Source organism: Ochrobactrum sp. WV_118_8, from assembly GCF_039631535.1.
Taxonomy (GTDB): Bacteria; Pseudomonadota; Alphaproteobacteria; order Rhizobiales; family Rhizobiaceae; genus Brucella; species Brucella anthropi.
The window spans coordinates 705,577-727,958 of record NZ_JBDIUZ010000001.1; the positions used below are offsets into that span (position 1 = coordinate 705,577).

Sequence of the window (22,382 nt, forward strand, 5' to 3'; positions counted from 1 at the left end):
CAGGAGATTTGCATGTCGGATGGTGTGAACCGTTTTCTTGGCGATACCCCCGCCCGTGTCCTGATCAAGCTGGTGCTGATCTCGCTGGTCGTCGGCGTGGTCATGAGCGCGTTTCACTGGACGCCTTATGATATTTTCTATGGCATTCGCGATTTCTTCCTGCGCCTGTGGAATATGGGCTTTTCGGCAATCTCAGGTTTTGTCGATTATCTGATCCTTGGGGCGGCTGTCGTCATTCCTGCCTTTATTTTGCTCCGTATCCTCAGCTACCGGAAATGAACTCAATTCGGTAATTGGATAGCTCAGACAGGCAATGCAGCAAAAACAAGGATTAACACTTAACCGGCGCGGCTTTCTGGTCCTCGCCGGTGGGGCGCTGGCGGTGTCGGTCGTGCCATTGAACATGGCGCTGGCTGCCGGAGACAATGATCCCACCCCGATTTTCAACGCTATTCGCAAGGCAAATGGTCTGCCTTTGATGGCGACCGATTCCAAGCTCGAGCAAGCCGCGCTTTATCAAGCAAGGCGTATGGCGAGTTACGGAAAGATCGGCCACAGCGTCGGTTGGGGCAATGGCTTCGTCGCGCGACTGCGCCAGGCGGGTATCCGCGGACCAGCCGCCGAAAACGTGGCCTCGGGACAGCGTGATACCCAAGCCGTCTTCGACGCATGGATGAAATCGCCGGGCCATCGCAAGAACATGCTCGATCCGACATTCGAGCATTATGGCCTTGCCTGGGCTACGCCTGAAAACAAACCCACTTACATATATTGGGCCATGATGTTGGGTCTTTAACATTGCTGTTTCTCCTGACAGTTCGCTGTCAGGAACTGCGACAATGCGGTGGCCGAATTATCTGTAGTTTCGATTGATTCCAGAGTAGATGATCTTCATCAGAGGGAATGCATTCGGGACAAGCATTATGGATCAGTCGCTGCAACGTGTTGGTGGCGTAACAAGGCCGTTCGACGTAACGCACCGGATGGTGATGCTGATCGCCATTCCCATGACGCTTGCTGCAATCACGACGCCGCTTCTCGGACTTGTGGACATGGGCGTTGTCGGCCAGATGGGACAGGCCGAGCTGATCGGCGGTCTGGCGATCGGCGCGCTGGTATTTGACTTCCTGCTATCGATGTTCAACTTCCTCCGCTCCGGCACGACTGGACTTGTGGCGCAGGCCGTGGGTGCGGAAGATGCAGTGGAAGAACAGGCGATCTTCTGGCGCGCAATCATTATCGCGGTGGTAGCCGGCAGTCTGATGATCCTGTGCCTGCCGATCATCATCGCTGTCTCGTCCACTTTCATGCATCCAACTTCCGCCACGCAGGAAGCCATGGCGACCTATGTGTCGATCCGCATGTTGTCGGCACCGGTTGCGCTGATCAATTATTCGATCCTCGGGCTGGTTCTTGGCCGCGGACAGGGCCTTGTCGGTCTCGGTCTTCAAGTGCTGCTCAATGGCATCAATATAGTGCTCTGCATCATCCTCGGTCTTGAAATGGGCTGGGGCGTCACGGGGGTTGCCTGGGCGACAGTGACTGGTGAAACGGTTGCCGCTCTCGTCGGCATGTTCATCGTGCTGAGGCATTTCCGCAAGGATGCATCCCTGCGTCCGAACCGGGCACGCATCTTTCAGAAGCAAGGAATTTTGCGCATGTTCGCGGTCAATCGCGACATCATGATCCGTTCGTTCCTGCTTCTGACTGCCTTCGCGTTTTTTACGCGGGCGGGATCCGACCTTGGGACGGTCACGCTTGCGGCCAATGCCGTCTTGTTGAACTTCTTTCTCGTTGCCGGTTTCTTTCTGGACGGCATGGCGGCGGCTGCCGAACAGATTGTCGGCCGGTCGATCGGAGCGCGTTACAGCCCGGCCTTTGTGCGGGGTGCCAAGCTCACTTTCGTGTGGGGGCTGGTCATGGCGAGCATCATCGCCTTTTTCCTGCTGGTGTTCGGCGATGCCATCATTGGGCTTCTGTCCAAGGCGGAAGACGTTCATGCCGAGGCTTTGAAATATCTGCCATGGGCGGCGCTGACAGGCATTACGGGGCTGCTGGCCTTCCATATGGACGGGGTCTATATCGGCGCCACATGGTCGCGCGACATGCGCAACATGATGTTTCTGTCGCTCGCACTCTTTATGGTTGTTCTTTATGCGGCAAAGCCCGTGATGGGCAATCACGGGCTTTGGCTGGCTCTCAATCTGTTTCTGTCTATCCGCGGCGTTACGCTTCTGGCGATTCTTCCGCGACGCTATCGTACAGAATTCATCGCTTGATCATGCAGACAGTTCGCGCCGGGCCCAGTCTTTGGTGTCCCGGTCGCGCAGTGCGGCGATGTTGGTAACGCCCTCACGTTTTACAGCGGCGGACAGGCCGCGCACGATTTCAGCAGGCAGGTTCGGGCCGCGATAGATCAGGCCCGTATAAAGCTGGACGAGATCGGCGCCTGCCTTGATCTTCGTCAGCGCTGTCTCGGCGCTATCCACGCCGCCGACACCGATCAGCGGCATGTCAGGACCGACGCGCTCGCGCATCCGGGCAAGGACGATGGTGGAACGGTCGAAAAGTGGGGCACCGGAAAGCCCACCTGTTTCATCACGATTTTCTGCGCTTTTCAGTCCGGCGCGTGAAAGTGTCGTATTGGATATGATGATGCCGTCCAGCTTCTGTTCGGTTGCCTCGGCGGCTATATCGTCCAGTTCTTCATTGGTCAGATCGGGCGCGATCTTGAGGAAAACCGGACGCTTCAGCGTGCACATCTTGCCTTCTTCGTTTCGGGCTTCCAGTACCCGGCTCAACAATTCACGCAGGCTGTCGCGAGCCTGAAGATTGCGCAGACCCGGAGTGTTGGGCGAAGAGATGTTGACCGTGAAATAACGTGCCAGCTGATAGAAGCGGCGAATACCGGCAACATAATCGGCGATGCGGTCTTCGGCATCCTTGTTGGCGCCGATATTGACGCCCACGATACCGCTCTTGCCTGCACGTTGCGACAGGCGCTTAAACGCCGCATCATGGCCTTCATTGTTGAAGCCAAGACGATTGATAACCGCTCTATCTTCAACGAGGCGGAAAATGCGCGGGCGTGGATTGCCGCTTTGGGGGCGCGGTGTGATGGTGCCGATTTCGGTGAAGCCGAAGCCCAGTTTCAGCAATGCATCCGGGACTTCGGCGTTCTTGTCATAACCCGCCGCCATGCCGAGCGGATTTGGAAACTGCAGGCCGGCAACCTTGACGGAAAGAGCCGGATCGTTTGGCGCGCCGCAGGTGACAAGACCTGTCTTCAGGCCAGCGATGGAAAGGCCGTGTGCCTGTTCCGCATCAAAGGCAAAGAGGGCACGTCGCCCGAGAGTTTCAAAAAGCCCGCTCATTAATCTTCCAGCTCCGGAAAAATGTGAAGACCATCATCGCCCAGTGGCAAGGGTTCAACCTTCAAAACAGCTGCAAGCGGCAGCTCGCCGTAAAGATGAGGAAACAGGGCTCCGCCGCGTGAAACTTCAAATTTCAATGCTGCTCCAAGCGCGGAAGCGTTCACACTGATCAGAAGCAAATCCTGTTGGCCCGCAAAATGCTTGGCTGCCGTTTCCCGCACCTGTGTTGCAGTAGAGAAATGGATATAGCCGTCGGCAATATCAACCGGAGCCCCGGTAAAACTACCAGCCTGTTCTGCTTGTGCCCAAAGGTCGCGCGGAGCGATCTTATAGATGATCTCATTGGTCATAGCTGCTCTCTAGACCGAAATTCTTCGGAAATCAAAGTCCCGCATGTTCGATTTTCGTCGTAAACGTCCCATATGATGGGGACATCTCAAAGAGAAGCTGAAGGGAATTGCATTATGTTGAACAGAAAGACACTGATGGTTCGTAATCTGGCTGCTGTTGCTCTTCTCGGTTCAGCGCTTGCTCCAAGTGTTGCATTTGCGCAGGAAAACGGGCGTTATCGGCTGGAAGGCACGGAAACCGGTTATGTCCGCCTGGATACACGAACCGGGGCGCTCTCGACCTGCACGGAGCAGCAGGGACAACTCGTCTGCAAGATGGCGACCGAAGATCGCGAAGCTTATGAGAACGACATTGCCGACTTGCAGGATCGTCTAGAGAAGCTTGAAGACAAGGTGTCCGCTCTTGAGGGGAAGGGCGGAAGTGCCGCTTCTGGCCTGCCGACCGAGCAGGAATTCGAGCAGTCCATGAGCTATATGGAACGCTTCATGCGTCGCTTCATGGATATTGCGAAAAGTTTCGACAGCGAGCCGGAAAGCCCGAACAAAGAAACTGCGCCGGGCGGTCGGACCTGACGATAAAGAAAAAAGGCGCCATGCGGCGCCTTTTCATTAGAGCATTTCCAACAAAAGTACGAAGCGGTTTTGCGTAGGATAATGCGTAAAAACAAACAGATAGAGCGGAAGCGCGAACGAATGTGAATGCTTTCCGCTCTATTGAGCGAAACGCTTTGTCGCTTCGATCAGTTCATGGGTGATGCCGGGCTCTGTGACGGCGTGCCCTGCATCCTCGACGGTTCTGAGATCGGCTTCGGGCCACATCTTCTTCAACTGCCAGGCATTGATAAACGGCGTGCAGACATCATAGCGGCCATGCACGATCACACCAGGAATATGCCGGATGCGATCGACATTGCGCAGAAGCTGGTCATCGGAATCGAGGAAGCCGCGATTCTGGAAATAGTGGCATTCGATACGCGCAAAGGCGATCGCGTACTGATCTTCGCCAAAGGCGTCGACGCGGGCCGGGTCGGGCAGAAGCGAAATGACCGAGCCTTCCCAGCGCGCCCAACGTCGCGCTGCTTCAAGCTGCACCTGCGGGTCACGATCAGTCAGGCGCTTGTAATAAGCGGCGATCATATCGCTGCGCTCGGCTTCCGGGATATGCTCCTGATAAGCCTCGAAATGGTCCGGAAATAGAATGCTTGCGCCGTTGGAATACATCCAGTCGACTTCAAAACGACGGATCATGAAGATGCCGCGCAGAACAAGCTCGGCCACGCGATCCGGATGGGATTGCGCATAGGCAAGGCCAAGGGTCGATCCCCAGGAGCCGCCGAAGACCTGCCACTTCTCGATGCCGAGATGCGCGCGAATATGTTCCATATCCGCCACAAGGTCCCATGTCGTGTTTTCACGCAGTTCCGCATGCGGGGTCGAACGACCGCATCCGCGCTGGTCGAACAGGATGATGCGATAGCGCTCCGGGTCGTGCAGACGGCGCATGGTCGGTGTGATGCCGCCGCCGGGGCCGCCATGGATCATGATGACCGGCTTGCCGTCCGGGTTGCCGCATTGCTCGACATGGATTCGATGCAGCGGAGAAACCTGAAGCATCTCTTCCTTGAACGGTTGGATTTCTGGATAAAGCGTATTGCGCGTCATGAAATGCCTTTTTGGTTCCCTTCCATTAGGCTGGTCGGGCCGCTCTTATGTTATTTTCGACACCAGCCTAACATACAATGCGGCCAGATGGCGGCAATGCGTATTGTGAAAACGGGTTAGCAACGTGAATTTTGGTTGCCCAAGCCAAAAAACGGCATAAAACGGAGTGGTTGGCTGATTGGCCTGCACCGCGAGGGGAGGAGACCTGAAACAATGGCGCGCGAGGCACATGCATTTCATCATTGCTGACGATCACCCGCTTTTCCGGGGCGCACTCAGGCAGGTCCTTTCGGGAAAGTCGCAGAGTGTTGAAATCATCGAAGTCGGCGATTTTGACGCCGTCAAGAAACTGGTCGGCGAACGAGAAGATATCGATCTTCTACTGTTGGATTTGACGATGCCGGGAGGAACCGGGCTTTCCGGTCTGGTGACGTTGAAGGCCTTGCAACCGGCGCTTCCGGTTATCATCGTCTCGGCGACTGACGATGCCGCCACAATCCGTCATGCTGTCGAGCTCGGCGCTTCCGGTTTCATCTCGAAATCCGCCAGCATGGAGACCATTGGCGAGGCCGTGCGTGCCGTTCTGGCTGGCGATATTTGGACACCTGCCGATATTGAGCTGGATCATCCGCACGACCCTGAAATTGAGGCTCTCATTGCGCGACTGCGTACATTGACGCCGCAGCAGACGCGTGTGTTGACCATGCTTGCCGAGGGTCTGCTGAACAAGCAGATTGCCTATGAGCTTGGCGTGTCGGAAGCCACGGTCAAGGCGCATGTTTCGGCGGTGCTGCAGAAACTTGGGGTCGACAGCCGCACGCAGGCGGTCATTCTTCTGTCACGCATCGGCAATGATGCCCTGAGCACGGATTGAATGACGGTCAACTACTGAGCGGCGTTCTGCGCTGACCTATTATCCTGCCTCGCATGATAAAAATGCGATAGAAGGGAACGCAATGCGGCGGGCCGAAGTGGCTTGTGCAAAACTGTGACGTTCTCGTCTTCAGCGCGCTGGCGGACTTCCTTGGAACGATCGGCTGTCAGCAGGACGGCGGGTATTTCCACCTGAAACGTCTCGCGTGCAAAGCCGATCATATCGAGGCCGTTTTCGTGTAGAAGATGATAATCTGCGACGATCACATCGGGCGGTGTGGAGTGGTCGGCACAATAGTTCTTCAACGCTGCTCCACTGCGCAACGTCGTTACATGGCATCCCCACCCGCGAAGCAGCGTTTCCATTCCGGACAGGATGCTGGCGTCATTATCGATGCAGAGAACATCGAGCCCGGTCAGTTCCAGCGCTTTCTGCAGGCCGCGGCGGCTCTTCACGTCATCGGCGGGCACTTTTTCCTGTGAAACAGGAATGCGCAGGGTGAACATGGTTCCCTTATCGGGCGTCGAAGTCAGGGACAGCGGCAGCAGCCTTGCGATGCGGTCGACAATGGAAAGGCCGAGGCCAAGCCCTTCCGCTTCCCGCATCCCCTCATCCAGTCGCGTGAACTCCCGGAAGACAAGTTTCAGCTTTTGCGATGGAATGCCGATGCCGGTATCGAACACCTGCAACTCCACAAAGGAACCACGACGCCGAACGCCGAGCAGAATACCACCCTTGCGGCTATATTTGATCGAGTTGGAAACAAGGTTCTGGATCAGGCGGCGAAGCATATTGCGGTCCGTTTTGACAACGATGCTCGACGGCACAACGCGCAACTTCAGCCCTTTGGCGGCTGCAAGAGGCGTAAAATCGGTAGCAATCTGGCTCATCAGCTTGTCGAGGTGAAACACCGAGAGGTCAGGCTTGAGTGACCCGGTGTCCAGTCGGGAAATATCCAGCACCATACCCAGAATGGCTTCCACGGCCTCCAGCGAGGAATCGATATTACGTGCGAATTCGCTCGTTTCGGAGCGTCCGAGTTTTTCGGCAAGCGCCGTACTATACAATCGCGCTGCGTTGAGAGGTTGCAGAATGTCATGACCGGCTGCTGCCAGAAAGCGTGTCTTTCCCTGATTGGCCTCTTCTGCTGCCGTCTGGGCCTTGGCGAGCTGCTGGTTGACGCGGGTCAGTTCTGCCGTGCGATCCGCCACGCGCTGCTCCAGCATTTCCGCTGCCTTCTGGCGCGTGACGTCGGCTTCGACTGCTGCCGTGATATCGGTATATGTCGCGACAATTCCGCCATCCGGCATCGGGTTGGATTGAATTTCCAGCACCTTGCCCGTCGATTTCATGTCGATGCGCCATGGCTGGCGCACAGCTGCGAGCGAGCGGATGACCCCGTTCTGCGCGTTGAACGATATATCGCCGCGGCTGTGCAGCTGTTCCACGATTTCCGAAACGGGTATCCCGACCTGCATCACTTCATCTGGGAGATCGAAAAGCTTGCGGAACTGCCGGTTCCAGAAAGTCAGCCTCAGATCCTTGTCTAAAACGGTAATTCCCTGTTCCATCTGATCGAGGGCCGTTTGCAGCAGATTGCGGTTTTGCTGCAAGGCGGTCGAAGCATCGTCAAGGAGCTGTCGCGCGTCACGTCCTGATGCATCGCTCTTCTGCAAAAGCAGTGACAGTACAAGGCGCGCCGATGCCGAGCCGACGGCTGTGCCGAGCAGCTGCTCCGCATGACGGATGAGCGGTGTGTCGACAGTCATGCCCGGATCAAGCCGCCTCTGTTCCCTTCCTTCAAAGCGCAGAAAGGCGCGCTCGACACGTTCCGCACCGAGATAGCGCGCCATGGTGGCTTTCAGTTCGGCAACAGTGACGGTTGTGCGGAAGCGCTTGAGCGTCGGCGTGCCGATGAAATAACGCGGCAGGAAGATGCTTGCCTGAATGCGTTCGAGCGGTGTCGAGGTTCGTGAAAGGGAACCAAGGATGTAGAAGAGCGTATTGGCTGCAAGGCTCCACATCACGCCATTGGTCAGCGGGAGAGCGTTGGTTCCGAAAAGCGCTTCGGGACGTAGCGCCGTAAAGCCAAGGAAGCCGTCGCGCAGAATGGCAGCATTTTCCGGCGCCATCGTTGGCAGCAGCAATGTGTAGGCCCAGACTAGAAATCCCGCTGACAGACCCAGCATGGCACCGCGCCCATTCGCATTGCGCCAGAACAATCCGCCGATGAAAGCCGGAACAAACTGGGCAATTGCAGCAAAGGAAACGAAGCCGATCGAAGCAAGATGGATGTTGTTGGAGGTAAACCGATAATAGGCGAATGCGAATGCCAGAATGCCGATAATGGTGAGGCGACGTGTGTTCAGAATGACTTTGGTCAGGTCTCGCTGTTCGGCGGCATGTTGCTTCGCGAGACGCCGGATGAAGAGCGGCAACACCAGATGGTTTGAGATCATGATCGAAAGCGCAACGCAGGCGACGATGACCATCGCCGTTGCCGCTGACAATCCGCCGAGAAAAGCCACCAGTGCGAGCCAATGAGCGCCTGCCGCCAGCGGCAAAGCCAGAACGTACAAATCTCCGCTGACATTGCCTCCGAGCGTCATCACGCCAATCAGCGCGATGGGAAAGACGAAGATATTGATGAGGACCAGATAAAGCGGGAAGAGCCAGGAGGCTGTTCGCAGTTCCTTTTCACTCCGGCTTTCCACCACGGTCACATGGAATTGTCGCGGCAGCATGATGATGGCGGCGGCACTAAGTGCGCTTTGTACGATCCATGTGCCGATGGATGTCTGATAGTGGAACGCTTCCAGCGCTTCTGGTGATTGGGATATCTGATTGATCAGTTGCGATGGGGCGCCGAACAGAAAGAAGGTGCAGGCAAAGCCAACGGTCAGGAAGGCGCAAAGCTTGATGACGGATTCCAGAGCCACAGCCAAAATAAGGCCGTTCTGATGTTCCGTGGCGTCGGTATGGCGGGTGCCGAAGAGGATCGCAAAGACAGCGAGCACAGCGGCAACGGGGAGGGAGATGTCACCGAATATGAATACCGACGGATCGACGGCTGATCCGTAATGCTCCATGACAAGACCGACACTGCCAGAAACGGCTTTGAGCTGCAGCGCGATATAGGGGATCGAGCCGACGGCTGCGATGCAGGTCGCAAGAGAGGCTACACCGAAGCTCTTGCCGTAGCGGGCAGCGAGAAAATCAGCAATTGACGTGATGTGCTCGGATTTCGCCAGTCGCACGATATGCCGCAGCAGCCGGTTGCCGAGCGTAAAGACGAGAATGGGGCCGATATAGATTCCAAGGAACTCAAGACCGCGCTGAGCCGATAAGCCGACAGAGCCGAAGAAGGTCCAGGAGGTGCAGTAAACGGCCAGACTGAGCGCATAGATGTAGGGGCGCGGAGCACTGTTCCAGCGCGACGTGCGCCGGTCGCCGATGCTGGCAACTGCAAAAAGCAGCAGCAAATATAGAAAGGCGGCGCCAATAATACCCCAGCCCTGCATAGTCGGCCTGTTCCCTCACTCCTCGATCATGATTTGACGCAAGCACTTTCGGTGCATTCGTGCAAGATTATTGATGAAAAACAGTGTGTTTTAGCGGTTTCATCTTTTCTTTGGTAATTTTCGCCTACACACTAGGAGTGTGATCCCGAAGAAGTGCACGTCATTTTTCAGGATAGCATTTGAAATGGCAGGGCGCCTTTCAGTTTCGCTTCTGAGATGGGCCCTGCCATCCACTGCCAGTTTATCTGGTGCCCAGGTTGATTTGGCGAACGCCACCGCGGCAGGACGGCCCCAACGGTCCGCGTTCGTGAGGGAGACAGGTAATGCTAAAGGAATTCAAGGAATTCGCCCTGAAGGGCAATATGGTCGATCTGGCCATCGGTGTCATTATTGGCGGGGCGTTCGGCGGCCTCGTCAATTCCATCGTCAACGATATCATCATGCCGATCATCGGTCTGATCACTGGCGGTATCGATTTTTCGAATATGTTCATACAGCTGGCAGGTGAACCCAGGGCCACACTGGCAGCTGCCCGTGAAGCCGGTGCGACTATTGCCTACGGCAATTTCGTCACGCTTCTCATCAACTTCCTGATCATCGCATGGGTATTGTTCCTTGTGGTGAAGGGAATGAACCGCATGAAGAAGAAGGAAGAGGCAAAGCCGGAACCGGAAGCACCGCGCGAGGAGGTCCTGCTGACCGAAATTCGCGATCTTCTGGCAAAGCAGAAAGCCTGATTGATTCAGAACTGGCGAACGAATGCGGGGCCTTGTGGCCCCGTTTTCTTTTGATCCATAAATACGCTTGATCGGACCATCACAAAAAGCCGCGTGATTTCGCTAACGGGCCTTGATAAGCACGAAATCAAAATCGAAGTTCAACGCGGGGAAATCATGACGCTCATAGCCAATCTTCGTCGGGAAGCAGCTCAATCACCCGAAAGCGGGATTGTGGCGGTCGCCAATCACGGACGCGGGCGCGAGGGGCTCATCCCGCTTTGGGTAGGCGAGGGAGATCTTTCGACGCCCGATTTCATCCGCGCCGCGGCCCAAAAAGGTATCTCTGAAGGCGAGACCTTCTATACCTGGCAGGCTGGCATCCCGGAACTGCGGGAGGCGCTGGCTCGCTATCACGCGCGTCATTTCCCGCTGCCCCTGAAACCGGAGAACTTCTATGTCACCGGCTCCGGTATGCACGCCATCGAAATGGCGCTGACAGCAACTGTTGGGGCGGGCGAAGAGGCGATTTATCTTTCCCCGGCCTGGCCAAATTTTGTTGGCGCAGCTGGTCTGGCAGGCGCTGTTCCGGTTCCGGTCGAGCTGGAATTCGGTGCCAATGGCTGGATGCTCGATCCAGAAAAGATCGCAGCCGCCATCACGCCGCGCACGAAAGCACTCTTCATCAATACGCCATCCAATCCCACCGGCTGGACAGCGGACCGTGAGACATTGCAATTCATTCTCGATCTTGCCCGCAAGCATGGTCTCTGGATCATCGCCGACGAGATTTATACCCATTTCTATTATGGTGGCGGTCGCGCTCCATCCTTCATGGATATTATGGAGCCGGATGATCGCATCATCTTCGTCAACTCGTTCTCCAAGAACTGGGCGATGACGGGCTGGCGTGTCGGCTGGATGACGGTGCACCCGTCACTGGGGCCGATCATTGAAAATCTGATCCAATATTCGAATTCGGGTGTTGCCCAATTCATGCAACGTGGTGCCGTTACGGCTCTCGATGAAGGCGATGCCTTTATTTCGATGCAGGTTGAACGGGCGCGTTCGACGCGCGATAGCCTGTGCGCAGCGCTGTTATCGACCGGCAAAGTTCGCCTGACGCCGCCTCAAGGGGCATTTTATCTTTTCTTCGGCGTGGATGGTGTCGGGGATTCGGTCAAGGCGGCCATCGATATGGTGGACAATGCCAATGTCGGTCTGGCACCTGGCAGCGCTTTTGGCCTCGGCGGCGAAGGTTTTTTCCGTCTCTGTTTCTGCCGCGATCCGGAACAGGTGGACGAAGCCGCACGGCGGCTCGTGCGCTGGATCGAAAAGCTCTGACAAAAAAGGCCGCTCGAAGCGGCCTTTTTATTGGAGAATTCCAGAAATTGTCAGCCGCCAGCCTTGGAGACCATCAGCGGAATGATCCGCTCGGAACTGGCTGGCTGCGAAACAGTGGGCTCTGCATAAGGAATGCCGAGTGCATTCCAGACTTCCAGCAAGGCATCCTTGAGGCCGTCGATCAGGGCGTCGTCATGCAGAGGCGACGGCGTGATACGCAGTCTTTCGGTTCCGCGTGGCACGGTCGGATAGTTGATCGGCTGGATATAGATGCCGTGCACTTCCAGCAAACGGTCGCTGGCTTTCTTGCAAAGTTCAGGATCGCCGACCAGAATAGGCACGATATGCGTTTCGGACGGCATCACGGGGAAACCTGCGGCCGAAAGCACGTCCTTTGCGCGCTGCGCCTGACGTTGCTGACCGTTACGCTCCACCTGCGAATTCTTCAAATGCCGGATGGCGGCCGTCGCAGATGCGGCAACTGCTGGTGGCAAAGAGGTCGTAAAGATGAAGCCCGGTGCATAGGAGCGTACGGCGTCAACAATCGCGCGCGAACCGGTAATATAACCGCCGAGAGCGCCAAAAGCCTTGGCAAGCGTGCCCTCGATAATATCGATGCGATGTGCCAGACCGTCGCGTTCGGTAATGCCGCCGCCGCGCGCGCCGTACATGCCAACAGCATGAACTTCGTCGATATAGGTCATGGCATTATATTTGTCGGCGAGGTCGGCGATCTTCTCGATCGGCGCGATATCGCCATCCATCGAATAGACGGATTCGAACACGATCAGCTTGGCGCGCGCCGGATCGGCGGCCTTCAAAAGCTGTTCCAGATGCTCGACGTCATTGTGACGGAAAATCTTCTTTTCCGCGCCTGAACGACGCACGCCTTCGATCATCGAGGCATGGTTCAGTTCGTCGGAGAGGATGAGGCAGTTCGGCAGCAGCCGTGCAATCGTGGAAATCGAAGCTTCATTGGAAACGAAGCCCGACGTGAAAACGAGACCAGCTTCCTTGCCATGCAAATCGGCGAGTTCGGTTTCGAGTTCAACGAGCGGATGGTTATTGCCGGAAATATTGCGCGTGCCGCCGGAACCTGAGCCAGCATTGTCAGCTGTATCGCACATTGCCTTGATTACGTCGGCGTGGTGTCCCATGCCAAGATAATCATTGGAACACCAGACGGTGATTTCACGGGCAGTGCCATTGTTGCGCCAGATAGCTCGGGGGAAACGTCCGACAATACGTTCAAGATCGGCAAAAACGCGGTAACGCTTCTCGGCGTGCAACTGGTCGATCGCTTCTTCGAAAAAACGGCGATAGTCCATAATGCGCTCCTTAGTCTGTGCACTAACTAGCGCTTTTGGCACTTGCCGTCCATGGCGCATTGATGGGCAATTTGCCACGTTTGTGTGAAGCAGCATTGATTGAAATCAAGCAAATCAGCTCGACGATCAAAATACCGGCGACGAAGTTTTCATCACGAAGCGTGTCGGAGGCTGTTACAGAGTGATCGGCTTCAACAAAGAGTTGCTTGAATGAAACGCAACAAAATACCAGCTTTTTGTGACCTTCATTGAAAACCTGGCACCTTTATGAAACCAACGCGAACGGTGATGAACTATCCAGCCTCGGCGACCGGCGACTGGACTGCCTATTGGCGCGCCTCACCGATGCGACATCTGCGCTTGCGTTGGAGGCACGTGCAGCTTTCGGTTCCGCATCGAAAAAAATCGGCAAATCTGATTGCTGCATCCGGAAGCTTCGAGGCTTTACGGCCAGGCGATCTGCCGCTTGTTTGCGTGGTTCGCAATGCTGCGCCCTATATGAAGTCGTTTCTGCGCTATTATCGCGAGATGGGTGTTACGCGTTTCATCGTTGTAGATGACCGATCGGACGACGGAACGACTGAAATCTTGTCCAGTGCTCCTGATGTGGATTTGTTCACCTCGGACGTTGGCTACGCACAGGCTGACCGCGGACGTGCCTGGCGCGATGCCCTGTTCAATCTCTACGGACGCGGGCGCTGGTATTTGTCGGTTGATGCTGACGAGTTCTTCGTATTTCCGAGAATGGAGCAACGGGATATCCGCTCTTTTATCGAGGAGCTGGAGGGGAATGGAATTCGTCGGTGTCTGGCACCGATGATCGACATGTATCCCGGCGGTCTGCTGCGTGAAGGAGTCTTCGTCGATGACGGGACGAAATATCCGTTCGAGGTTTCATCGCATTTCGACGGCGACGGCTACACGGCGACATGGGAGAAGTTCGGGGTAGCGGTGCGTGGTGGACCGCGTTTGCGCCTGTTCGGACGCAGCATGCGACTTTCAAAATTTCCGCTGATTTGGGTCGATGAAAAGACGGATTATCGCCGGGGCAGCATTCATGGGCCGGGTCCATGTTTCCGGAATTTTCTTCCGGCAACCGGAGCTCTTCTCCATTACCGCTTTTCGTCGCTTTCAGTCGGCGAGTTCAAACGTATTGCCTCCGAAAAGAGCCATGCTGGCGGTGCGGAGCACTACCGCGCAATCGTCGAGAACGAGCGTTTTTCAGACGATCTTTCGCTCGTCTATGAAGGTTCGGTCCAGTACACAGGCCCGGATTGTCTTGTTAAGCGCGGCTTCATGGCTGATTTGCACGACATAGAGCGTGGAACCAGGGCGAAGAGCCAGCTTAGCGCGTGAACGTTTTCCGCAGGAATTGCAGCAATATATCATTGCGCCTGATTGTAAGACGCGGAATGCCGAACGGATCATCATTTGACCGTGCGCGGCGTTTTTCTGTCGTCGTCGCGTTTGTATAGCCTGCCGCTTCGACGATCTTGCGTGTCACTGCGTTTTCTCCGCCGTAAGGATAGGCGAAAGACGTGACCTCACGACCGAGCAGGTCTTCAATCTTCATGCGTGATTGCTGGATTTGCGTGATGGCTTCCTGTTCGCTTATTTCCGGCAGGAGGACATGGTCGAGCGTATGGGAACCGACTTCATGACCAAGATCTGCCCATTCGCGCAATTCGGAAACGCTCATACAGTTGGCGCGCGCAACGCCGATCTTCTGGTCCCAGAGATTGAAGCCGCCGATCTGGTTGGCCACGAAATAGTTCGTGGCGGTGAAGCCAAACTCCTGCAGCACGGGCAGGGCATTACGGAACACATTCTCGAAACCGTCGTCAAACGTGATGACGGCGACTTTGCCCTGTTTCCCGCCGTAAATGTAAGGAATTGCGTCCCTCACCGACAGGCCGCGATAACCCAGCCGTTTCAGCCAGGCCATCTGCTGGCGAAAGCGATCCGGGTGCACGATCATACTGCGATAGGGCGTGCGGTGTTGCGGTGGCAAGTCAATCTGATGATACAGGAAAATCGGAACAGGCACGGGAAACCTCAGATAGCTGCGCGCGAGCGCGATTTTATCTTCCAGCGATAAAGCGGGCGCAAGATTTCACGCTTCAGCTTGTCGGGCAAGGAACGCGATTTCTGGATCGTGCTGCCGCCAAGCTGTACCGAGATTTCCTTCACTCCGCCCGGAAGGACGGATAGCGGTTTGAGTCCCGTAACCCAGTTCATTTGTGCCGTGGTATCGACCGGGCGGTCGAACACTTCGGTTGCAGAGAGCAAGCGCTGTGCGGCTTCCCGCCCGACAAGCTGCGCCACCATGCCAAGGCCGACCGGTACAGGTTCGATGATCCGCAGCGTTTCGGTGTTCAGTACCACGCGCCCGCTTTCACGCTCGCGAAACGGAAAGCGGATGAAGCTATCGGCCTTGAGAATCTGGCACGCAGCGGAATAGGCAGCGGCAAATTCCGGTGTCAGCTCCACATCGTCTTCCAGCACGAGACCTGCATCCAGTTCCTGATCGACAATCGCCTGCCAGGCCTTCCGGTGCGAAAGAAAGCAGGCAATTTCGTTTGTGCTGAGCTGAAATGGATAGCGGGGCTTGTGCGCCGATCGCCGATAAACGCGGCTGATTGTTTGCGCATCGAGCGTACGCCCGTCGACGGCGTTCACTACGTCCGTCTCTACAGACAGCCTACGAACAAGTTCTTCGACTTGCGGCTGCCGGTCGGTGGCGCGCTCCAGATGGATGATGAAAGCCTTGACGGCCCTTTGAGGGCCATCATTCGCAGTGATGTCAGGACGCGTTTCGTTCATGGTCCTTATCTACCTTGCAGCATACAGAAAGCTCAAGGTATTTTGCAGATCAGACCGGCTTCCAGCCCGGCTCGACACTATCGGCTTCCGCTCGCCACAAATCGGCGTAGTCGACATTCTGCCAATCCTTGAACCACGGGCCGCCGCGTGTGTAATGCACCACTTTCGGCAGGCCGGTTTCCGGCTTCTCGTTCCAGCCTTCCAGCCAGTTATAATCCGTCGGCAGAGCGCCAATTTCATCATCGGCAGCCCATTGCATGCGGTGCAGGTAGGCGCCAGTTTCGCTGTTGATCAGCTCCGGCGTCAACTGGCGTGTCGAGGGATGCTCGCAGTTGAACAGCATACAGGACGACCAGTTCTTGCGTGGATAGCTGGTCTGCACCTTGCCATCCATCTTCACACTATCCTTGGGCTGATAATCGTGCTGAACGCAATAAACGGCTTTTGAAGGATCATTGTAAGCTTGGAGGCCAGCAATATCGCCCAGAAAAAGAAAGTCGCAATCGCAGAAAAGCGCCCACCCCTTGTAGCCCGCAAGCCATGGCGTGAAAAACCGCGAATAGGTAAACTCTGTCGATGCCAGTGGATCGACTTCCCGCGTGTAGACCCCTCGATCGACCAGGTCCTGCAACTTGATCGGCACGATCTCCAGCGGGATAGAGGAATGCTTCAATGCGGATGCTTTGGCGACTTCATATGCGATGGGCTCGCGAGAATCCCATCCGATGAAAATGCGTAACGGTTCACTCATTCATAGGCTCCTCTAAAGAGATTGTGTCGTGATCGTTCCCCACGTTTTCCGCCGGAAATTAAAGTTAGAGCGCGTTTCCATCTGATCGACGCCCTAATTTCTGCTTCAAGCATAATCTTATCGATCCTCGTTTCACTCCGGTCGGATTATGCTCTATGGCGCTGGGTCACTGGATGAGGCTGATGCGTCCGGATTTGACCTTCTGCTCAACCCAACTGCGCTCATCTCCCCAGGTGTGGCGTTTCCAGCCTTCCCAGGTGAAGCCGCAGATTTTAACGTCCCAGCTTTCCTCCGGACATTTTCCGAGCATGTACCAGATGCCAAAAAAGCCGGTGCTTGGAAAGGCTTTGCTTATATTCTCGTCGGTTACACCCAGCTCTTTGCATCCGGCCAGATAGAATTGGGGCGGCATGATCCGGATTTCCTTACCCGCAGAGCCGACAACTTCGATGGTCTGCATGGTCCAGTCGCCACGCCTTCCCTTGAGACGGGAGAGGAAATTCGGACCAGGGTGATATTTGCGGATGATGCTTGGATGATAGGCAAGCATCACTTCCTTGGCCGCCTTGAAAGTCGGCGTCTGCACGAAGCCCGGATCGCGTAGCCGCCGCTGCATCGGCTTGCTTGAGGTTGCCAGCATCAGGAGATCTGTCCGGGTGCCGCTCATGCCGATGGACTTTTTTGGCTCATTGAAACGGACCACAAAATCGGCAGCATCCACTTCGGCAGAAAGATCGCGCGGCAAAGGCGCATTGCCGACGATGATCAATGTCTTTTTCATGCACTCCAACTCTAATTAGAATGAACCGGTGCCTGTGTCGAAACAGTAGGTATATCTAAATTAGAATTACATAATGATTACAACAATAGGAGGCAATTTCCTTTGTTGTTGGGAAATCCGGGTGAAATGCTAGGATTTCGCTGCAATCACAGCAGCCATGCAGGATATGCACTTCTCAAAAGACAGAGAAAGGCGGAAGCTCACTATCGGGAGGAAGATAAAAAAAGGGGATACCACCATGAATCTTCGCACCCATTTCCATCGCTGGATGCAGTATCGCGAAAATATTCGCGAACTTAGTGGCTGCACGGACCGCGAGCTTTCCGATCTCGGCCTTTCACGCACCGATATTCATCGCGTCGCCCGCGAAGCCGCTTTTGCTTGAACCAGCGGACCAAGGCCGTTTCCCTGTTTCGGGAACCGGCCTGTTTCGATCCGCAAAATCTTCCAAAACCTACACGTCACCCGGCTTCTTGAAGCGAATGTGAATGTTGTCGCCTGCGAGGTCGAAGCCTGCATAATTGCGCTGAAAGGCAATGAGCGCGTCGTTGACGCCCTTTGAATAATCGTCTTCCTGCACATCGATATGGTGCCGGTAGAGAATCCTGTCGTCCTTATAGAATATAACCTGACCTTCCATCATAGCCTCCTTCTGATGAAGCGCTGAGCAGAAATCCGTCGGCGGTTTCAGGCGTCGCGCGCTTTGAAACGGGTGGGTAGAGCAATGTTCTACACACGGGCCTATGGCTGAAGAGGTGCCGGGGGCACTTATCCAGTCGGTATATCTATTTGAGATAGGCGATATGGCGGGCGTTTCAAGATGATGCGGCGCCGGTTCCGGCCTTGCTCAGCTCGAGCCAGGCACGAGCGGCATGAGACAGGAATGCGCCTTTTCGCCAGATCAGTGCCAGATTCCAGTTCACATCGGCACCTTTGATCCTGTGGATGCGCACGTCGGGATGATGCCGCTGTTCCGCGATCATTTTTGGTAGAAAGCCGATGCCCATGCCTGCCGCTACGAGCTCGACGATGAAGTCAATCTGACTGGAGCGGACCGCAACGTTTGGAGAGAATCCATGCGAACGACATGCATCAAGGATAATGTGGTTGAGGGCAAAGCCGCTCTCGAAAAGAATGAACGGCAGGCTGGCAATGTCCTGCAGCGAAACGCCGTCACCGCGTGCAAGCGCATGATCGGTCGGGAGAAGCGCCACAACCGGTTCGCACCGCACATCCTGCCACTCGAAGCTGTCTTCAACCGGCAGAAGCGAAGCCGCAAGTTCCACATCTCCGGCAAGCAGCAATTCCTCCAGCCTCCGGCTGCCGTGCTCGACCAGCTGAATGTCGATTTCCGGATAAAGCTTCGTATAAGCCGCAAAGACGGGAGCGAAAAGCACGCTGGACCCGATGGGCGGCAGGCCGAGTTTCAGCAGGCCGCGCTTGAGGCCGCGGAGCTCACCCAGCTCGGCCAGCATGTCGTCTTTTTCCGCCAGCATGGCGACCGCGCGACGAAAGACAATCTCACCTGCTGTCGTGAGGCGGGAGGGAGAGATTTCACGATCCAGCAGAACCAGCCCCAATTCGTCTTCAAGCTGTCTGACCGCCTTGCTGACGGTCGACTGGGTCGCATTGATGGTTTTTGCGGCGGCGGAAAAACCGCCTTGCCGCACCACTTCGACAAAGGCCTGGAAGCTGCGCAAGTTCATGAGCCATTCTATTACGGAATAGCTGCAATGAAATCAATTCATTTCTAGAATATCGCCAGAAGGCCTATATTCACTCATGAAAATGCATCAGTCCCCATTGGAAAAGCACATGAACGCCCACAGCCTTTTGATCCGGTTTCGTTACGCACTGCATCACAGCCGTCTGATGCAGATTGCGACGCTGGTCGGTTTCTGGCTGGCGGGTGAGCTTTTCGTCCGCCTCGTCGGTCTGCCTCTGCCGGGTGGCATTGTCGGTATGGCGCTGGTGCTGGCGCTGCTCCTGAGCGGTCGTGTTAGCCTGTTCAGCATGAAGCGCGGCGCAGAATGGTTTCTAGCAGAAATGTTGCTCTTCTTCGTTCCCGCAGTGCTTGCAATTCTCGAGCATAAGGAACTGCTCGGTCTGCTCGGTCTGAAAATCATGGCTGTGATTTTGCTCGGCACGTTGACGGTCATGAGTGTCACCGCACTGACGGTTGATCTCTGCTACCGCTGGAGCCTGCGTTATGTCGCTAAGTAATCCGCTTGTTGCGACGCTTTTCTGGTCTGCCGCGACGATCCTGCTTTATCTAGCTGCCAAGCGCGTCTATCGCCGCTTTCCGATGTGGTGGTTGACGCCGCTCGTTGTTACGCCATTGTTGCTGATAGCGCTGGTCATTGGGCTCAATCAGAACTATCGCGGCTATTTCGGTGCTACCCACTGGCTGGTTGCGCTGCTTGGACCTGCAACGGTTGCTTTTGCGGTCCCGATTTACCAGCAGCGCGCAACGATCCGCCGCTATTGGCCGGTGCTTCTGGCCGGTGTGGTCGTCGGAAGTTCGTCTGCCATGGCTTCCGCATGGGGTCTGGCGCATCTGCTGGGCCTCAACGAAGCAATCAGCCTCAGCCTGATGCCACGTTCAATGAGCACACCGTTTGCGATGACCGTCTCTGGCGACATTGGTGGAACGCCTGACCTGACAGCAATCTTCGTGGTGCTGACAGGTGTGTTCGGTGCAGCTCTCGGTGAAGTCATGCTCAACTGGCTGCCGATCCGCTCCGCGCTGGCACGCGGAGCCCTTTTCGGTATGGGTGCGCACGGAGCCGGTGTGGCCAAGGCCCACCAGATCGGCAGCGAAGAAGGTTCGATTGCCGGGCTGGTCATGGTGCTTGTTGGCCTCGTGAATGTGCTTGCTGCTCCCCTGATTGCCCACTTTTTGTAAGAGCCTAGTTTTACAGACAATTCTTTAAAAACGCCCGGTTTCCGGGCGTTTTCTGTATTAGCGAATCTGCCTTTTTCTTGAGCATCAACGTCTTTGCATAACTGATATGCATTAATGACCGTTGCTGCAGGGAAGGGGGGCGGGTAAATATCTCTTCATCGAGTTCACTCCTCCTCCCAGAACTCGATAAGGAATGCGGCACTCCTCCTCCCAAGCCGTATTCAAGATCAGGCCGCGCATCCTCCTCCCGCGCGGCCTTTTTCTTTTTTAGCTCCCCTGCATCCTGCTTCGCTTTCAACTCCGTGCGTTGACAATGCGTAACTGCATAGCCCCATAGGCAAGCTGCAGCATCTGCTCTATCTCTGATTCAAGTTTTGAATCGGGGAGACAGTGTCCATGACAAGCGGCATCCACCACATCACCCTCATCACCCGAAAAGTGCAGGCGAATGTCGATTTCTATGCCGGCTTTCTGGGGCTGCGTATCGTCAAGCAAACAGGCGGGTTCGAGGATGCCGAGCAGCTGCATCTGTTCTATGGCGACCGCTCGGGCACGCCCGGATCGTTGATTACGTTTCTGGTCTGGGAAGATGGTGCCAAGGGGCGTGTTGGCCACGGTCAGGTCAGCGAAATCGCGCTTGCCATCGATCGCACGGCCATCGGTTTCTGGCTCGAACGCGCCTTGCGTTATCATGTGCCTTCCGAAGGACCGGTTCAGGAGTTTGGCGAACCTGTTCTGCGCCTGCGCGATCCCGACGGTGTGATCGTCAAGCTTGTCGGCTGCGATCTTGCCGCCAATGATGCGTGGGAAAGCGAAGGCATTCCGCCAGCTTTCGCCGTCAGGCGTTTGCGTGCCGCGACTATTCTGTCCGAAGCGCCGGAACAGACGGCAGGTTTCATCGAACGTTATTTCGGTTTCAGGCCTTCGGCGAAAGAAGGCACGATAGATCGTCTTCTGTCGGATTCCGGCGACGCCATCGATGTGCGTGACGCCGGCGGCTTCTGGCCGGGCATCCCCGGCACGGGCATTGCCGATCATGTCGCTTTTCGTGCTGCCGATACTGGCGACGTGGAAAAGGCGGAGAAGGAGCTTTCCAAGCTCAATTCCAGCGCTGTCAATGTGCACGACCGCAAATATTTCACGTCGCTCTATGTTCGCGAACCGGGCGGAACGCTGTTCGAATTTGCAACTGATGCACCGGGCTTTGCAATAGACGAGCCGGTCGAGAAACTGGGTCAGTTCCTGTTTGTGCCGCCCGGTAATGAAGAAAAGGCCGATGCCATTCGGGCACGAATGCCGCAATTCGCTCTGCCGGGCGAAGAGCGCGTCATCTATCGTGATCTGCCTTTCGTTCATCGGATACACCAGCCGGAAGACCCGGATGGCAGTACACTGGTGCTTTTGCATGGCACTGGTGGAAACGAAAACGACCTGATGCCGTTCGCCCGCAAGGCTGCGCCGCGCGCAACCCTTCTGGGGGTACGGGGACGCAGCACGGAAGAGGGTATCCAGCGCTGGTTCCGCCGCTTCGATCTGAAAAAATTCGATCAGGCCGATATTCAGTTTGAAGCGCAGGCATTCGAGGCTTTCGTTGAAGGTGCCGCCGCCGCTTATGGTATCGATTTGAATCGGACAGCCTTTATCGGGAACTCCAACGGCGCAAATTTGCTGGCGGCTTTCATACGCCTGCATCCGCATGTGGTTCGCACGGCGGTTCTTCTACGCGGTCAGGAGGTTCTGGAGGAGCAGCCCGATGACGCGGATTTGTCGGACGCTTCAGTGCTTTTGATGAATGGTGCTTCCGATCCGTTCGGCGATGAGACCGGAACGCTGGAAAAAGTCCTGAGAGACGACGGGGCGGCGCTTACCATCAGCACGGTCGAAGCAGGGCATGCACTCATCGATGAAGATATCCTCATTGTAAGCGACTGGCTTCGGGACAAGATATAAATA

General features: G+C 55.9%; 23 protein-coding genes. 12 read left to right on the top strand and 11 right to left on the bottom strand.

Annotated elements, in window-relative coordinates; genetic code table 11:
• Positions 1 to 12 precede the first annotated feature (12 nt).
• From ABDF71_RS03295 to ABDF71_RS03305, 3 genes are all read left to right on the top strand, one after another.
• Positions 13 to 279, top strand: coding sequence for a DUF6460 domain-containing protein (locus tag ABDF71_RS03295; protein WP_010658222.1), 267 nt, complete (start codon positions 13 to 15; stop codon positions 277 to 279).
• Positions 280 to 313: 34 nt separating this feature from the next.
• Positions 314 to 796, top strand: a complete 483-nt coding sequence (locus tag ABDF71_RS03300) for a CAP domain-containing protein (RefSeq protein ID WP_010658223.1) — start codon at positions 314 to 316, stop codon at positions 794 to 796.
• Between the two features lie 127 nt (positions 797 to 923).
• Complete coding sequence (locus ABDF71_RS03305; protein WP_010658224.1) at positions 924 to 2,279, top strand: MATE family efflux transporter; 1,356 nt, start codon at positions 924 to 926, stop codon at positions 2,277 to 2,279.
• Here ABDF71_RS03305 and ABDF71_RS03310 read toward each other — a convergent pair whose 3' ends face one another.
• Together ABDF71_RS03310 and ABDF71_RS03315 are read right to left on the bottom strand one after the other, a co-directional pair.
• Entirely contained in the window at positions 2,280 to 3,374 is a 1,095-nt protein-coding gene (locus ABDF71_RS03310; protein ID WP_010658225.1) for a quinone-dependent dihydroorotate dehydrogenase, read from the bottom strand. It lies immediately after the preceding gene.
• Positions 3,374 to 3,724, bottom strand: a complete 351-nt coding sequence (locus tag ABDF71_RS03315) for a DUF952 domain-containing protein (protein WP_010658226.1) — start codon at positions 3,722 to 3,724, stop codon at positions 3,374 to 3,376. Before ABDF71_RS03315 ends, ABDF71_RS03310 begins: the two co-directional genes overlap by 1 nt.
• A gap of 114 nt (positions 3,725 to 3,838) precedes the next feature.
• On the opposite strand from ABDF71_RS03315, the gene ABDF71_RS03320 reads away from it, so the two are divergent.
• Positions 3,839 to 4,297: a hypothetical protein gene (locus ABDF71_RS03320; protein WP_012090705.1), complete on the top strand. Its 459-nt coding sequence runs from the start codon at positions 3,839 to 3,841 to the stop codon at positions 4,295 to 4,297.
• A gap of 138 nt (positions 4,298 to 4,435) precedes the next feature.
• Here ABDF71_RS03320 and pip read toward each other — a convergent pair whose 3' ends face one another.
• Positions 4,436 to 5,386, bottom strand: coding sequence for a prolyl aminopeptidase (gene pip, locus ABDF71_RS03325; protein WP_010658228.1), 951 nt, complete (start codon positions 5,384 to 5,386; stop codon positions 4,436 to 4,438).
• A gap of 229 nt (positions 5,387 to 5,615) precedes the next feature.
• Here pip and ABDF71_RS03330 point away from each other — a divergent pair, with 229 nt between their 5' ends.
• Positions 5,616 to 6,260: a response regulator gene (locus tag ABDF71_RS03330; protein WP_500061045.1), complete on the top strand. Its 645-nt coding sequence runs from the start codon at positions 5,616 to 5,618 to the stop codon at positions 6,258 to 6,260.
• Positions 6,261 to 6,271: 11 nt separating this feature from the next.
• Here the strand turns inward: ABDF71_RS03330 and ABDF71_RS03335 are convergent, their stop codons facing one another.
• Positions 6,272 to 9,781 carry a PAS domain-containing hybrid sensor histidine kinase/response regulator gene (locus ABDF71_RS03335; RefSeq protein ID WP_500061047.1) on the bottom strand — a complete coding sequence of 1,170 codons (3,510 nt, stop codon included), beginning with the start codon at positions 9,779 to 9,781 and terminating at the stop codon, positions 6,272 to 6,274.
• 323 nt (positions 9,782 to 10,104) lie between these two features.
• Here ABDF71_RS03335 and mscL point away from each other — a divergent pair, with 323 nt between their 5' ends.
• Entirely contained in the window at positions 10,105 to 10,518 is a 414-nt protein-coding gene (gene mscL / locus ABDF71_RS03340) for a large conductance mechanosensitive channel protein MscL (protein WP_010658231.1), read from the top strand.
• 156 nt (positions 10,519 to 10,674) lie between these two features.
• Complete coding sequence (locus ABDF71_RS03345; RefSeq protein ID WP_010658232.1) at positions 10,675 to 11,841, top strand: pyridoxal phosphate-dependent aminotransferase; 1,167 nt, start codon at positions 10,675 to 10,677, stop codon at positions 11,839 to 11,841.
• A 50-nt stretch (positions 11,842 to 11,891) separates the two neighbouring features.
• Here ABDF71_RS03345 and hemA read toward each other — a convergent pair whose 3' ends face one another.
• A complete protein-coding gene (gene hemA, locus ABDF71_RS03350) occupies positions 11,892 to 13,169 on the bottom strand; it encodes a 5-aminolevulinate synthase (RefSeq protein WP_010658233.1) in 1,278 nt (425 codons plus the stop codon).
• A 288-nt stretch (positions 13,170 to 13,457) separates the two neighbouring features.
• Between hemA and ABDF71_RS03355 the strand changes: the two genes are divergently transcribed.
• On the top strand, positions 13,458 to 14,525 hold the full coding sequence (locus ABDF71_RS03355) for a glycosyltransferase family 2 protein (RefSeq protein ID WP_235915127.1): 1,068 nt from the start codon (positions 13,458 to 13,460) through the stop codon (positions 14,523 to 14,525).
• On the opposite strand, the gene ABDF71_RS03360 is transcribed toward ABDF71_RS03355, so the two are convergent.
• The 4 genes from ABDF71_RS03360 to ABDF71_RS03375 all read right to left on the bottom strand — a co-directional run bounded on the left by ABDF71_RS03360 (position 14,515) and on the right by ABDF71_RS03375 (position 17,524).
• Entirely contained in the window at positions 14,515 to 15,216 is a 702-nt protein-coding gene (locus tag ABDF71_RS03360; protein WP_151615009.1) for a polysaccharide deacetylase family protein, read from the bottom strand. The genes ABDF71_RS03355 and ABDF71_RS03360 overlap by 11 nt on opposite strands.
• A gap of 8 nt (positions 15,217 to 15,224) precedes the next feature.
• Complete coding sequence (locus ABDF71_RS03365) at positions 15,225 to 15,992, bottom strand: glycosyltransferase family 25 protein (protein WP_151615010.1); 768 nt, start codon at positions 15,990 to 15,992, stop codon at positions 15,225 to 15,227.
• 49 nt (positions 15,993 to 16,041) lie between these two features.
• The gene (locus ABDF71_RS03370) at positions 16,042 to 16,743 is read right to left on the bottom strand and encodes a hypothetical protein (RefSeq protein WP_010658237.1); all 702 of its coding nucleotides are present in this window, start codon (positions 16,741 to 16,743) and stop codon (positions 16,042 to 16,044) included.
• A 166-nt stretch (positions 16,744 to 16,909) separates the two neighbouring features.
• Complete coding sequence (locus tag ABDF71_RS03375; RefSeq protein WP_010658238.1) at positions 16,910 to 17,524, bottom strand: glycosyltransferase family 29 protein; 615 nt, start codon at positions 17,522 to 17,524, stop codon at positions 16,910 to 16,912.
• 238 nt (positions 17,525 to 17,762) lie between these two features.
• Here ABDF71_RS03375 and ABDF71_RS03380 point away from each other — a divergent pair, with 238 nt between their 5' ends.
• Positions 17,763 to 17,909, top strand: coding sequence for a DUF1127 domain-containing protein (locus ABDF71_RS03380; RefSeq protein WP_010658239.1), 147 nt, complete (start codon positions 17,763 to 17,765; stop codon positions 17,907 to 17,909).
• A gap of 69 nt (positions 17,910 to 17,978) precedes the next feature.
• Here the strand turns inward: ABDF71_RS03380 and ABDF71_RS03385 are convergent, their stop codons facing one another.
• Both ABDF71_RS03385 and ABDF71_RS03390 read right to left on the bottom strand, forming a co-directional pair.
• Positions 17,979 to 18,164, bottom strand: coding sequence for a hypothetical protein (locus ABDF71_RS03385; protein WP_010658240.1), 186 nt, complete (start codon positions 18,162 to 18,164; stop codon positions 17,979 to 17,981).
• Positions 18,165 to 18,339: 175 nt separating this feature from the next.
• Complete coding sequence (locus ABDF71_RS03390) at positions 18,340 to 19,230, bottom strand: LysR family transcriptional regulator (RefSeq protein ID WP_151615011.1); 891 nt, start codon at positions 19,228 to 19,230, stop codon at positions 18,340 to 18,342.
• 109 nt (positions 19,231 to 19,339) lie between these two features.
• On the opposite strand from ABDF71_RS03390, the gene ABDF71_RS03395 reads away from it, so the two are divergent.
• The 3 genes from ABDF71_RS03395 (at position 19,340) to ABDF71_RS03405 (ending at position 22,379) form a co-directional block, all read left to right on the top strand.
• Entirely contained in the window at positions 19,340 to 19,747 is a 408-nt protein-coding gene (locus ABDF71_RS03395) for a CidA/LrgA family protein (protein ID WP_010658242.1), read from the top strand.
• A complete protein-coding gene (locus ABDF71_RS03400) occupies positions 19,734 to 20,429 on the top strand; it encodes an LrgB family protein (protein WP_010658243.1) in 696 nt (231 codons plus the stop codon). Before ABDF71_RS03395 ends, ABDF71_RS03400 begins: the two co-directional genes overlap by 14 nt.
• Before the next feature lie 396 nt (positions 20,430 to 20,825).
• Positions 20,826 to 22,379: a VOC family protein gene (locus tag ABDF71_RS03405; RefSeq protein WP_151615012.1), complete on the top strand. Its 1,554-nt coding sequence runs from the start codon at positions 20,826 to 20,828 to the stop codon at positions 22,377 to 22,379.
• The last annotated feature ends 3 nt before the right edge of the window (positions 22,380 to 22,382 follow it).